This window comes from Brevibacterium sp. HMSC08F02, from assembly GCF_001807555.1.
GTDB classification, from domain to species: Bacteria; Actinomycetota; Actinomycetes; order Actinomycetales; family Brevibacteriaceae; genus Brevibacterium; species Brevibacterium ravenspurgense.
In genome coordinates, this window is record NZ_KV789354.1 from 80,857 (window position 1) to 93,911 (window position 13,055).

Here is a 13,055-nt window from a genome sequence, read left to right on the forward strand (position 1 = left end):
GATTTGCGGTGTAATGCGTTTTCACGCGTTAATGCGGCGCATTACGGCGTGAGTTTGCATTAAAGCGTGAGTCTGGACCGCTAAGGCTGCACTTCAGCTGCCGGCAGCCCAGCCGGCCGCCGCGAGTTTGGCCCTCTGGCAGCCAGCCCGTCGGTAACCAAGCCGGACGTTGCCGATAATTCCGTCCCTCCGCCTCGTTGTTCGGCCCGGTGACGCAGATTTGCGGTGTAATGCGTGTTCACGGGTTAATGTGCCGCATTAGTGCGTGATTCTGCATTAAAGCGTGAGTCTGGCGTGCGAGCGCTGTGCCAACCCGCCACCCCGCAGGCACAAAGAAGCGGGGCCCGGGTGTTTACCCGAGCCCCGCTTAAGCGCGTCAACGTCAGCGCCAGCGCCTCAGCTTCAGCGCGTCAACGCCTCAGCGTCGGCGCTTCAGCTGATCACTTCTTGTGGCCGACGATGGTCCAGTCCGTGGTTTCGAACTGCGCCGAACCGAGGTTCACGACGTCTTCCGAAACACCGTGGACGGTCGGGGTGGCGTAGAAGGGGATCATGACCTTTTCAGCCCAGAACTGCTTGTCCATTTCGTTGGCCAGTTCGAGGCGCTTGTCCGGGTCCGCTTCGTTCTGGGAGGCCTTGACGGCCTTGCCGATGTCTTCGTTCGAAATACCGAAGTAGTTCTGCTGCGATTCAGCCGGATAGAACAGGTTCGCGGTCGTGGTGATCGGGAACGGGGTGCCCTGCCAGGAGAACGTCACCATGTCGAAGTTCTTCGGGGTCACGTAGTCGGTGAAGTACTTGTCAGCCGGGACGGTGTCCAGCTTGACCTTCATGCCGATCTTGTTGAGGTCGTTCATGACCTGCTTGGCGCGCTTTTCGTTCGAAGCGGTGTCAGCCGGAACGACAACCGAGAATTCGAGCTTTTCGCCGTCCTTTTCGTAGACTCCGTCGTCGTTCTTTTCGTAGCCGGCGTCCTGCAGGATCTTCTCGGCGTCTTCGGGCTTGTGCTGTGCCCAGCCGTCCGTGTTGTCCTGGTAGCCGTCCTGACCGGGCATGAACGTGTAGTTGTTGACGTTGATGACCGGAGCTTCAACCGGACCGACAGCAGCCTGGCCGATGACGTCGCGGTTGACTGCCATACCGATGGCTTCGCGAACCTTTTCGTCCTTCAGGCCCGGGCGGGTGGCGTTCATGGTCAGGTGCGTGTACATCAGACCGGTCGATTTGTAGATCTTCGCGTCGCCGCGGTTCTTAGCGGTTTCGTAGGCGTCACCGTCGGTGCCGATGTTAACGAGGTCGATTTCCTTGTTGGCGAAGGCCTGACCCTGCTGCGGCTGCGAGACCACGCGGTAGGTGATCTTGTCCAGCTTCGGCTTGTCGCCCCACCACTTGTCGTTCGGTTCCATCGTCACGGTCTTGGCGCTCTTGTCGAGCTTGGTTGCCTTGAACGGACCCGAAGCCGGCACGAATTCGTCCTTGAAGCCTTCGTTGAACTTCTTGGCGTCAGACGAAACTTCGTTGGGCAGCAGCGGGAACACGTAGTTCTGCCAGTCACCGAAGACACCGTCGTAGGTGATGGTGACTTCCTTCTTGTCGGAACCGACTTCAACGGACTTGATGCTCTCCCAGCCCTGGGTGGAAGCGACCTGGTAGTCCTCCTTCTTGCCATTGGTGGCTTCCCAGAAGGCCTTGAGGTCTTCACCGTCGATCGGGGTGCCGTCGTCCCAGACAGCGTCCTTGTTGTACTTCAGCTTGACGGTCGTCGGGTTGTCGCCGGTGAGCTCCATCGACTCGATGTAGTCAGGGTTCGCTTCAGCCTTGCCCTCAGCGTCGAGCTTGATGCCGCCGCTGACGGTCGGACCGTACATGTCGTTAACGTCGACGAGGGCGCCGTCAGCCTGGCTGATGTTGAAGTTGCCGGGCCATTCCGTCAGGGGGAGGGTCAGTTCGCCGCCGTCCTGAACTTCGTCGGCTTCGGCCTTCGTCATGTCGACGTTTGGCAGTTCAGGCTGGTCGCCGCCGCCTTCGCCGCCGCCAGCTGAGCCGCTGTCGCCGCTCTGGCATGCCGACAGCACCAGCGCTGCCGCCGCTGTTGCGGCTACCAGGGCGCTCAAGCGCGTCTTCTTGATTGCCATGAGTTTCCTTTCTCCGGGGTCGTTCAGACCGTAGGGTGGCTTTTCTCCAATAGCCCGCTGTTTTCCGTGTGGTGGCACGCGGCTGCCGATTCCCCAACCTTGCGCAGTTCGGGACTGACCTCTCGACACTTGGCCTGGGCGTCAGCGTCGAGCAGCTTGTAGAGGGGGCAGCGCGACACGAACGCGCACCCCGTGAATTCCTGCGTGGGTGCAGGAAGATCGCCCTCCAGAAGCACCTGGGTGCGCTTGGATTCGACCTCCGGGTCTGGAACCGGTACAGCCGAAATGAGCGCACGCGTGTACGGGTGCTTGGGGTTTTCGTAGACGTCTGCCACGGGCCCGTATTCGATGATGCGGCCCAGGTACATAACGGCAATGACGTCGGAGATCTGGCGGACAACCGCGAGGTCGTGGGCAACGAAAACGTAGGACAGTCCCAGGCGGTCGCGCAGGTCTTCCAGCAGGTTGATGACACCGGCCTGAATCGACACGTCGAGTGCTGACACCGGTTCGTCCAGCACGAGCACCTTCGGGTCGGTGATGAGTGCTCGGGCAATGCCGATGCGCTGCTTCTGACCGCCGGAGAATTCGTGCGGGTAGCGCGATGCCATGCTGCGGTCGAGTCCGACAAGTTCGAGCATGTCGCCGACTCGCTTTTCGCGGTCTGCTGCTGCCACGCCGTGGGCGGTCAGCGGTTCGCCCACGATGTCGAGCACCGGCAGGCGCGGGTCGAGAGCAGCCGAGGGGTTCTGGAAGACGATCTGCACGTCTTTGCGCATTTCCCGACGCTGCTGAGGACTTGCACTTTCGACGTCGATGCCGTTGATGCTGATGGTGCCCGACTGGGGTTTCTTCATCTCCATGACCTGCGTGACAGCAGTCGACTTACCGCATCCGGATTCGCCCACTAAGCCGAGCGTTTGCCCGGTCTGCAGCTCAAAGGAGATCCCGTCGACAGCCCGGACGGTACCCACGCGACGGCGGAAAACAGCGCCTTTCGTCAACGGGAAGTGCTTGACGAGGTCAGTCACCTCGAGAACCTTTTCCCGACCCGAACGGTCGACGATTTCAACCGGTTCGGGGCGCGGGAAGATCTCGTGGGCTTTCAGCGCACCCGAATCGATCTCGTCAGCCCTGATACAGGCCGCAAAGTGACCCTCGGAGTCGACCACGGATTCCGCGGCCGGCACCTCGCCGTGGACCTCCTGAAGATCCGGTTCGGCTTCAAGGCAGGCCTCGACGGCAATCGGGCAGCGCTCCGCAAAGGGGCAGCCCTTCGGCAGCGCGTTCAGCTGCGGAGGCCGACCTTCAAGCGGTACCAGGCGCTCCTTGCCGGCGGTGACGACGTTCGGCACGGAGCGCAGCAGGCCGATGGTGTATGGCATGCGCGGCCGGTAGAAGATGTCGTCAATGCTGCCGGTCTCAATGAGCTTCCCGGCGTACATGACGGCCACCTTGTCGGCGTAGCCGGCAACAACACCGAGGTCGTGGGTGATGAGGACGATGGCCGCCCCCGTGATTTCCTGTGCCTTGCGCAGAAGTTCCATGATCTGCGCCTGGATCGTCACGTCAAGTGCCGTTGTAGGTTCGTCGGCGATGATGAGGTCGGGGTCGTTCGCGATCGCAATTGCGATCATGGCTCGCTGGCGCATACCGCCGGAGTATTCGTGGGGGAAGGCGTTCGCCCGGTTTTCGGGGTCGGGAATGCCGACGGTCCGCAGCAGTTCAACCGCGCGTTCCCACGCTGCTTCCTTCGAGAGCTTGGGGTCGTGGATGATGAGCGCTTCCACAATCTGCTTGCCCACCGGGTGGACCGGGTTGAGTGCCGAAAGCGGGTCCTGGAAGACCATCGCGATGTTCGATCCGCGCAGGCGCGACATCTGGTGGTCGGTTTTGCCGATGAGCGATTCGCCCTTGTAGCGGATGTCGCCGCTGATCTGCGCGGTTGACGGCAGAAGCCCCATGACCGCGGTGGACGACACGGACTTACCGGAACCGGATTCACCGACGATCGCGAGGAACTCGCCCTTCTTCACGGAGTAGCTGACTCCGCGGACGGCTTGGACGGGGGCGGACTTCCGCTGGGGGAAGGTGACGGAAAGGTTTTCGACTTCGAGGACGGGAGCCTCGTCTACAGCACCGCCCGAGGCGGTGGTCTGGGTGGAGAGTTCGGTGTCAGCCACGGTTCACTCCTGAGGTGGGGTCGATGGCATCGCGCAGTGCGTCGGCGACGACGGACACTGCTGTCAGCAGCAGTACGAGGGCGGCGGCGGGGAACAGGAAGACCCAGGGGCGGGTGACCGCGCCGGAGGTTCCCGCCGAGAGCAGGGTGCCGATTGAAATGTCAGGCGACTGCACGCCCAGGCCGAAGAACGACAGCGACGTTTCAGCCAGCACGGCTCCGACCACACCGAGGGTGGCGTCGACGATGAGCAGCGATGCGATGTTCGGGATGATGTGGCGAACCAGGATTGTGGGTGTGCCAAGGCCCATGTAGCGGGCAGCCTGGACGAATTCGGCGTTGCGCAGTGACTTGGTCTGTGCTTTCACGACCTGCGCGGTGACCATCCACGCGAACAGCGCCACGATGATGATGATCGCGACCCACGACAGTCCCTTGAGTGCGGGGGCGAACAGCAGCAGGACGAAGAACGACGGCAACACCAGCATGAAGTTGATCAGCCAGTTGATGGCCATTTCGACCTTGCCGCCCAGGTAGCCGGCGAGCGAGCCCATGATGGCCGCGATGATGGTGCCGATGATGCCGGCGGCAAGACCGATGATGATCGACTTGCGCAGGCCGACGACCACCTGGGCGTAGATGTCGTAGCCGTCGGTGTCGGTTCCGAACCAGTGTTCGGCCGACGGCGCCTTGTTGAGGTTGAAGGCGTCCTGATCGTTCGGCCCGTAGATGTTGAACATGTTGCCGAACACGGCGAACAGAACCATGAACGCAAGGATCGAACCGCCGATCCAGAAGCGCGGTGATGAGAACAGCCTGCGGAAGATCAGGCGGGTTCGGGAAACCGGCTTGGCGTCGGCAACTGTCTTCAGGGCGTCTTCGCCGATGTTGCCTGCCGGACGTTCGATGTCTGCGGTCGGTGCTGCGTTGATTGAGGGGTCTGCGTTGTGCGCGGTTTTCTTGTTCATCATGACCTCACTCGGGGGTCGAGCGCGGCGTAGAGCACTTCTGACAGCGTGGAGGAGATCAGAACGAGCACTGCCGCGAAGAAGGTGGTGCCGGCGGCCGCGTTGATGTCGGAGCCGGTGATGGAGTCAAGGGCCATCTGTCCCATGCCGTTCCAGGAGAAGATGATCTCCAGGAACGTCGAGCCGGCGAGCATGGTGCCGAAGCTGTACGCGAAGTACGTGGACATGGGGATGATGGCGACGCGCACGCCGTGCTTCCACAGCGCGGTTTTGCGGGTGAGCCCCTTCGAGCGGGCCGTGCGAATGTAGTCGGCTCCCAGGACGTCGAGCATCATTGATCGCTGGTAGCGGGAGTAGATGGCCGCACCGAAAACGACGAGCGCGATGGTGGGCAAGAGCATGTGGGATATCGTGTCGGCCACTTGCGGCCAGAAGCCGTGCACCCCGGGCGTTGCCGGCCCCACAAATCTGATGAGCTGTGTGCCCACCGCGTTGTTGAATCCGGTCGCGAGGATCATGAGGATGATGCCCAAGACGAACGTCGGGGTTGCGTTGATGACGTAGGTCAGCGCAGTGATGATGTTGTCGGAGGCCTTGTACTGGCGGACTGCACCCCACACGCCGATCGCCACACCCAGGAGGGCGCCGAGGATGCTGCCGACGATCAGCAGGCGCAGGCTGACAACGGAGCGGCCGAGCATTTCGGTCAGCACGGGCTGCCCGCCTACCGTTAGACCGAAGTCTGCGTGGAAGAGGATGTTGGTCGCCCAGTTCCAGGTTCGGGTGATGAGCGGGGTGTCGGGGTTGACGCCGAGTTCATCGAGTTTGGCGGTGATGGTGCTTTCGGGAAGTGGGGGATTCTTACCGCGATAGCGCTTCGCCGGGTCCATAAAGCTGGAGGTCAGCATGTACGCGCACGTGGTTGCCAGTGCCGTGAGGATCACGTAGTTGACAACTCGCCGGAGGATGTAGGCGATCATCTGGTCTCATTGGTGTCGGGGACATTCACAGGGGGTGCCCGATGTTCTTCAACCACGGCACCAGTGCCGTGATGTGAAACACATCGGATGCATCGATAGTAATGCAAGTCACGGACACCTGTGGCCGAATCCTCAAAAAATCGTCAAAAAACCCTCCAGTAAAGTTGAGTTATGGAATCCTGCGAATGGCAGCGGGACATCCTCGGTCCCGGTTTTCAGCAGCTTGCCCTTCCGCTTGCCAATGGGCAGAGGGCGACTCTTGTTCGGTGCGATTCGGCACTTGATGCGGCACTTGCGGCAGAGCGCGTGCCCGAAGACGAATCGGGAAGTCAGCCGGCAGGGGAAAATTTCCTGCGCGACACAGCGGTTCTCTACCTGCACGGCTGGTCAGACTACTTCTTCAACCGCCGTTTGGCGCGCCTGTGGACGAGCTTCGGTGCGCGGTTCTACGCCTTGGACCTGCGGGACTACGGCCGTAACCTGCGGCCCGGCGATCCTGACCAAATGCCCGGCTACATCGATGACCTGGCGACCTATGACGAAGAGATCGAAGCCGCACTCGCCATCATCAGCGCAGAGAATCCGACTAGTCGGACAGTTCTTGCGGCGCACTCCACTGGAGGGCTCATTGCGGCACTGTGGGCCAACAGAAATCCGGGTCGGCTTAAAGCCCTGGCCCTCAACGCGCCGTGGCTTGAGTTTCAGTTCTCTGCCGCGGCCCGGCGGATCACCACCCCATTCCTGGGAAGCAGCAAGCGCAAGGAGAGGGCGCCTCGTGCACTTCCGCTGGCCATCCCGAACTTCTACGTGCAGGCGGCCAGCGAGAATCACGGCGCCCCGCCGTGGGATCTGGCGCTCAAACCGCCGAACGGCTTCCCGGTTTACGGGCAGTGGCTGCGCGCGATCTTCGATGGGCACGAGGAGGTGGCAGCCGGCTTAGACATTCAGGAACCGGTGCTCGTGCAGATCTCCCAGGAAAGCTTCCGTGGTACCTCGTACACGACGAAGATGGCGCATTCGGACATTGTGCTGGACGTTGATCGGATCGCCCGGCGCGCCGTCAGGCTGGGACGAGTGGCCGTGCTCGCCCGAGTGGCAGGAGCCGTCCACGACGTCTTCCTGTCCGACCGCAGCGCCTTCCAGACGGCCGCCCGGCAGCTGGAGCAGTTCGCCCGCGGCTACATCGCCGGCTGACCCTCGCTGCGGTCAGCCGTTCTTCTTGTCGGCTTTCTTCTGGCGCTGGCGTTCCCAGAATTCCTTCGTGGTCACTTCGTCGGTGCCGTCCCACGCGGTGACGCCTTCGAACTCGGGGAAGTCCTTTTGGTGGAAGATGGGGTCTTCGCCGCTGCGGCGCTGTTTCATGTAGTGCTTGAGCACCGTGAACGCCTTGTCAGACAGGATGACGACGGCGACCAGGTTGATGACCGCCATGATGGCCATGAAGATGTTCGCCGCCGTCCAGACGGTGTCGAGGGCGACGACGGCGCCGATGAACACCGAGGCCATCACGACGATGCGGTAGGCGAGCATTGCGCCCTTGGACTTCGTGATGAACTCGAGGTTCGATTCGCCGTAGTAGTAGTTGCCGATGATCGACGAGAACGCGAAGAAGAAGATCGCGATCGTCAGGAAGTGCACGGCCCACTGGCCCAGCTGGGCAGCCAGGGCGGTTTGGGTCAGCTGAGCGCCGACTGCTTCGTCGTATTCGGGGTTCGACAGCAGGACGATGAAACCGGTGATGGTGCACACGAGGATCGTGTCGAAGTACACGCCGAGGGCCTGCACGAGGCCCTGCTTGGCCGGGTGCGATGCCGACGAGGTGGCAGCCGCGTTGGGCACCGAACCGATACCTGCCTCGTTGGAGAACAGACCGCGTTTGATGCCCTGGGTGATGATGACGCCGATTGCGGCACCGGACACGGATTCCATGGTGAACGCCTGCTGGACGATGAGCGCGAGCATCGGCGGGACGGCCGACAGGTTTGTGATCACCACGAGGATGCCGAGGAACAGGTAGAGGACGGCCATGACGGGCACGATGAACGCGGTGACGTTGGAAATCCGCTGCACACCGCCGAGGAAGATCGCCAGGCCGGCGACACCGAGGACGATGCCGACGATTGCCTTGAAGCCGAAGCTGGGGGTATCCATGTTGAACGAGGTGGACAGGGAATCCACGATCGAGTTCGACTGCACGGTGTTGAACACGATGCCGTAGGTGACGATCACGATGACGGCGAAAACGGAGCCGAGCCACGGGCTCTTGAGTCCGCGCGCAATGTAGTAGGCCGGTCCGCCGCGGAATGCCGCGCCGTCTTTCACTTTGTACAGCTGTCCGAGGGTCGATTCGACGAAAGCGGTGGCACCGCCGACGATTGCGGTCACCCACATCCAGAACAGGGCACCCGGTCCGCCGACTGAAATTGCCAGCGCGACACCTGCGATGTTGGCGGTGCCCACGCGTGATGCGGCAGAGATCGAGAAGGCGCGGAAGGGCGAGATGTTCTTGTTGCCGTCTTTGTCGTGCCCTGCTGGTTCCTTGATGACGCGGAACATCTCCGGCAGCAGGCGCAGCTGCACAACCCCGGTGCGCACCGTGAAGTACAGGCCCAGCGGCAGCAGGGCGAACAGCAAGACCCACCCGAGCCATCCATCGACGGTCGACAGCAGTTCGTTGAAGGCTTCCATAGGGGACTCCCAAGGTTTCTGACGGGGTGTGGTGGTCACACGATGTGTCTGTTGTCGGCGCTCGCTTCTTCCACTGTAGAACGGGTTCCACTGTAGGGCAGGAAAAGACGTGGAAATGCCGGCGGGGCGCAGTGCCTGTCAGCAGCTGCGCCCCGCGGAGAGAGTGAATAGGAGAGAAGTGAACGAAGGGTTCAGTCCTGTGCCCGGTACTTTTCGAAGACGGGCACGAGGCGGTTGAGGCCTTCGCGGATGACTTCCGGGGTGTGCGAAACGAACGATAGGCGCAGGGTGCGGTCGTCGTGGTCTGCCACGTGGAATTCTTTTCCGGGCACGTAGATGGTGCCGTGTTCGATTGCGCTGTAGACCATTTCGGAGGCCCGGTAGCCTTCTGGCAGGCGAACCCAGATGAACATGCCGCCGGTCGGTCGGTTGAATTCGGACCCTTCCGGCAGGATTTCGCCGAGCACTTCCAGCATGGTTTCCATGCGCTGCTTGTAGGCGGCGCGGTGGACGGCGATTTTCGCGTCCAGGTCGGTGGTGTCCAGGTACTGGGCGGTGATCAGCTGGTCGAGGGTTCCCGTCTGCATGGCGCTGCCCTGTTTGGCCAGGCCGATGTGCGACAGGACGTCACGCGGTCCGCGAACCCAGCCCACGCGCAGACCGGGTGACAGTGTTTTCGACACTGTGTTGCACAGCAGGCTGCGGTCGGCCAGGCGCGGGTCAGCGGAAATGGGCAGGAGGTCTGAGATCTCATCGAACCACAGGGCCGAGTAGGGGTCGTCTTCGATCAGCCAGGTTTCGCTTTCGGCCATGATGTCGGCGACCTGTTTGCGGCGGGATTCTGGCATTGTCACGCCGGTTGGGTTCTGGAATGTGGGGATCAGGTAGACACCGCGCGGCTGGTGTTTGCGGATCTGTTCGGCAAGGTGCTCAGGGTCAGCGCCGTCTTCGTCCACCCGAACGGGCTGGAAGTCCACACCCTGCAGTCCGAAGGCCTGGATGGCGGACATGTAGGTGGGGTTCTCCACCAGCAGAACATCGCCCTCGTTGAAGAGGGTCTGGGCGATCAGTCCGAGTCCCTGCTGGGATCCGGAGGTGATGACGACGTCTTCGGGCTCTGTGGGCAGCCCTTTGCGGGACAGTTCGCGGGCAGCGGCGGCCAGCATGCTGCTTTCGCCCATGGTGCTGCCGTATTGCAGCGCGTCACCGCCGATCGTGTCGAGCACGATGTTCATGGCTTCGCGGATGCCTTCAACATCGAATAGTTCGGGGTCGGGGTGACCGCCCGCGAAGCTGATGATGCCGGGGGATTCGGCAAGGTCGAAGAGTTTGCGGATAGGGGAGGCTCCAATGCCTGCCAGATGCCTGTTCAACGCTGAACGAAAATCTGTCATGAGAGGAATAGTAAGGCATTGGGAAGCGGATTGGGGCACAAAGGGGTAGTGTTCGTTCTCGAATCTGTTCCGCGGGGGCAACACCCCCTGCCCGCGCGGCACTCAGGCCCTTCAATCAACGGAGATCCCGTGCCCAACCAGACTGCTCAGACCGTGCCCTTCAGAACTGTCATCACCCTCGGGCTGATGTTTTTCGCTGTGTTTATGGGTGCGGGCAACATCATCTTCCCGCCGCTTCTGGGACAGCAGTCGGGAACTGCGTTCCCGTTGGCGATGATCGGCTTTCTTCTGACCGGTGTGGGCCTTCCGGCACTTGCGCTTGTGGCTGTTTCACGCGTGGGCGGGCTGGAGCGCCTGTCCGCCAGGGTCGGCAGCGCCTTTGGAGTCGTCTTCACTGTGCTCGCCTATCTGCTGATCGGACCGTCGTTCGGCATTCCGCGCACCGCGACGGTGTCCTATGAGGTTGGGGTCGCCCCGCTTCTGCCGAATGCGGGTGATTCGCAGTGGCCTCTGGTGGTGTACGCGCTGGTGTTCTTCATCATCACCCTCGTGCTGGCCGCCAACCCCACGAAGATCGTCGACTGGATCGGCAAGATGCTCGCCCCGGTGCTGGTGCTTGTGATTGCGGTGTTTGCCATCAAGGCTCTGATCAACCCTCTGGGTGGATTCGGTGAGCCGGTCGGCGATTATTCAAATGCCGCTCTGCAGACTGGTTTTGTTCAGGGTTATCTGACGGTTGATGCGGTCGCTGCTCTGGTACTCGGCATTCTTGTTGTTTCCGGCTTTGCCGGTGTTGGAGTGACCAACCCGACCATCATCCGCAGGAAGATGCCGTGGGTTGTGCTCGTCATGTCGATCGGGCTGTCGCTGGTCTACATTTCGCTGGGCTACATCGGGGCCACCAGCCGCTCCGCGGTGGGTGAGCAGGACAACGGCGGAGCTCTGCTTGCCGAGGTGTCGCGTGCCCTTTTCGGCGGCGTCGGGGGTGCTCTTCTGGCGGCTGTCATCATCATGGCCTGCCTGACGACCTCGATTGGTCTGGTGTCGTCGATGGCGGAATTCTTCTCGGATCTTGTTCCGAAGGTGTCCTACCGCGCGTGGGCGATCATCTTCTCGGTCATCGGCTTCCTGTTTGCGAATGTTGGTCTGGATGCGCTCATCGCGCTTGCTCTGCCGATGCTCATGGCGGTCTACCCGGTCACTCTGGTGCTGGTGCTCCTGTACTTCTTCGAGAAGCTTTTCCGAGGTGACCGTCTGGTCTATCGTCTGGCCGTCATCTTCACGGCTGTCATCAGTGTTCTTGGCGGCCTGAAAGAAGCCGGTCTGGGTGGCGAGGCGGTCGATTCGATCCTCGACGCGCTGCCGTGGGGTGCTGATGGTCTCGGCTGGGTCGTGCCCGCTCTGGTGGGTGTGGCAATCGGCGTTGTCTTGCACTTTGTTTTGGGCCGTCACGATCAGGATCACACGGCCCGTCTTGACGCCCGGATGAAGGAAAAGTCCGGCGGAACGCTGTAACGGCGCTGTTGAGCGTTTAGACTCAAGCACCACCGCCGAAGAATTCAGGAGGTTCCCGATGAAGATCACCGGCGCAGTGCTTGAGCGCATGGATGCTGAACGGCCCTACGCGCAGTCGCAGCCCATCAGCATTTCCGAGGTCGAACTGGCAGGCCCGGGACCCACTGAAATCCTCGTGCGCATCGAAGCGGCGGGTGTCTGCCACTCTGACCTTTCGGTGGTCGACGGCAACCGCCCCCGCCCCACACCCATGCTGCTGGGGCACGAATCGGCGGGCATTGTCGAAGAGATCGGCAGCGACGTCGAAGGCATTTCTGTGGGCGACCGGGTCAGCATGTCGTTCCTGCCGCGCTGCGGTGAATGCCGCGAGTGCCGCACTGACGGCAAACTCCCGTGCTCTGTTGGTTCGAAGACCAACAACGACGGTGTTCTGCTGCACGGTTCGGCCCACCTGACTCGTGACGGCGAGAACGTTTACCACCACCTTGGTGTAAGCGGCTTTGCCACCCACGCGGTTGTCGACGCCGCCAGCGCGGTCGTTGTGCCGCCGGAACTTCCGGCAGACATCGCGGCAGTGCTCGGCTGTGCCGTGCTGACCGGGGGAGGGGCGGTGCTCAACGCCGCCAAGCCCGGTCCGGAAGACTCCGTCATGATCGTCGGTCTGGGCGGTGTCGGCATGGCTGCGCTCATCGTGGCGCTGGCGCAAGACGTCAAAGAGGTCATCGCTGTCGACGCCCTTGAGGAAAAACTCGAGCGCGCCAAGGAACTCGGCGCTGGCCGCGTTTTCACACCTCAGGAAGTCGCCGAACAGGGCATCACCGCCGACAGGGTCATCGAAGCTGCCGGCAACGCCAAGGCTTTCGAAACGGCGTACAACGCGATCGGCTTCGGCGGGTCCATGGTGACGGTCGGCTTGCCCAACCCGGCAGCCACCTCGACAATTGCGCCCCTGGCACTGACCGCCGGTGCCCGCGAAGTCAAGGGGTCCTACCTGGGTTCGGCGGTGCCGTCCCGTGACATCCCGACCTACGCGCAGCTGTACCTGGAGGGCAAGCTGCCGGTGGACGAGCTGATCTCCTCGCGCATCCGTCTGTCCGAAATCAACGAGGCCATGGACCAGCTGGCCGATGGGCGCGCCATCCGCCAGGTGATCGTGTTCGACGAATCCGCTGAAACCGCCACGGTCTGACATT

The 13,055-nt window shown here is 62.0% G+C and carries 9 protein-coding genes; 3 read left to right on the forward strand and 6 right to left on the reverse strand.

Going from position 1 to position 13,055, the window contains the following annotated elements:
* Positions 1-440 precede the first annotated feature (440 nt).
* Genes HMPREF3172_RS05130 through HMPREF3172_RS05145 form a run of 4 tightly spaced genes read right to left on the reverse strand, consistent with a single transcriptional unit; the run spans position 441 to position 6,265 of the window.
* Positions 441-2,135, reverse strand: coding sequence for an ABC transporter family substrate-binding protein (locus tag HMPREF3172_RS05130; protein WP_070515933.1), 1,695 nt, complete (start codon positions 2,133-2,135; stop codon positions 441-443).
* Positions 2,136-2,158: 23 nt separating this feature from the next.
* On the reverse strand, positions 2,159-4,318 hold the full coding sequence (locus HMPREF3172_RS05135) for an ABC transporter ATP-binding protein (protein ID WP_070515936.1): 2,160 nt from the start codon (positions 4,316-4,318) through the stop codon (positions 2,159-2,161).
* Positions 4,311-5,288 (reverse strand): ABC transporter permease, encoded by a 978-nt coding sequence (locus HMPREF3172_RS05140; protein ID WP_231864054.1) that lies wholly within the window; start codon positions 5,286-5,288, stop codon positions 4,311-4,313. Before HMPREF3172_RS05140 ends, HMPREF3172_RS05135 begins: the two co-directional genes overlap by 8 nt.
* On the reverse strand, positions 5,285-6,265 hold the full coding sequence (locus HMPREF3172_RS05145; protein WP_019174325.1) for an ABC transporter permease: 981 nt from the start codon (positions 6,263-6,265) through the stop codon (positions 5,285-5,287). Before HMPREF3172_RS05145 ends, HMPREF3172_RS05140 begins: the two co-directional genes overlap by 4 nt.
* A gap of 171 nt (positions 6,266-6,436) precedes the next feature.
* Here HMPREF3172_RS05145 and HMPREF3172_RS05150 point away from each other — a divergent pair, with 171 nt between their 5' ends.
* Positions 6,437-7,459 carry an alpha/beta hydrolase gene (locus tag HMPREF3172_RS05150; RefSeq protein WP_070515938.1) on the forward strand — a complete coding sequence of 341 codons (1,023 nt, stop codon included), beginning with the start codon at positions 6,437-6,439 and terminating at the stop codon, positions 7,457-7,459.
* 12 nt (positions 7,460-7,471) lie between these two features.
* Here the strand turns inward: HMPREF3172_RS05150 and HMPREF3172_RS05155 are convergent, their stop codons facing one another.
* Both HMPREF3172_RS05155 and HMPREF3172_RS05160 read right to left on the reverse strand, forming a co-directional pair.
* On the reverse strand, positions 7,472-8,953 hold the full coding sequence (locus HMPREF3172_RS05155; RefSeq protein WP_070515940.1) for an alanine/glycine:cation symporter family protein: 1,482 nt from the start codon (positions 8,951-8,953) through the stop codon (positions 7,472-7,474).
* A gap of 191 nt (positions 8,954-9,144) precedes the next feature.
* Positions 9,145-10,347 carry an aminotransferase-like domain-containing protein gene (locus HMPREF3172_RS05160; protein WP_070515942.1) on the reverse strand — a complete coding sequence of 401 codons (1,203 nt, stop codon included), beginning with the start codon at positions 10,345-10,347 and terminating at the stop codon, positions 9,145-9,147.
* Between the two features lie 129 nt (positions 10,348-10,476).
* On the opposite strand from HMPREF3172_RS05160, the gene brnQ reads away from it, so the two are divergent.
* Complete coding sequence (gene brnQ, locus HMPREF3172_RS05165; protein ID WP_083281426.1) at positions 10,477-11,862, forward strand: branched-chain amino acid transport system II carrier protein; 1,386 nt, start codon at positions 10,477-10,479, stop codon at positions 11,860-11,862.
* Between the two features lie 58 nt (positions 11,863-11,920).
* Positions 11,921-13,051, forward strand: coding sequence for an alcohol dehydrogenase catalytic domain-containing protein (locus HMPREF3172_RS05170; RefSeq protein WP_070515945.1), 1,131 nt, complete (start codon positions 11,921-11,923; stop codon positions 13,049-13,051).
* Positions 13,052-13,055 lie beyond the last annotated feature (4 nt).

Excerpts from the sequence above, each read along its gene's own strand:
- HMPREF3172_RS05160 (WP_070515942.1), bottom strand. The coding sequence starts at position 10,347 with ATGACAGATTTTCGTTCAGCGTTGAACAGGCATCTGGCAGGCATTGGA.
- HMPREF3172_RS05150 (WP_070515938.1), top strand. The coding sequence starts at position 6,437 with ATGGAATCCTGCGAATGGCAGCGGGACATCCTCGGTCCCGGTTTTCAG.
- HMPREF3172_RS05130 (WP_070515933.1), bottom strand. The coding sequence starts at position 2,135 with ATGGCAATCAAGAAGACGCGCTTGAGCGCCCTGGTAGCCGCAACAGCG.
- HMPREF3172_RS05170 (WP_070515945.1), top strand. The coding sequence starts at position 11,921 with ATGAAGATCACCGGCGCAGTGCTTGAGCGCATGGATGCTGAACGGCCC.
- HMPREF3172_RS05145 (WP_019174325.1), bottom strand. The coding sequence starts at position 6,265 with ATGATCGCCTACATCCTCCGGCGAGTTGTCAACTACGTGATCCTCACG.
- HMPREF3172_RS05155 (WP_070515940.1), bottom strand. The coding sequence starts at position 8,953 with ATGGAAGCCTTCAACGAACTGCTGTCGACCGTCGATGGATGGCTCGGG.
- HMPREF3172_RS05140 (WP_231864054.1), bottom strand. The coding sequence starts at position 5,288 with ATGATGAACAAGAAAACCGCGCACAACGCAGACCCCTCAATCAACGCA.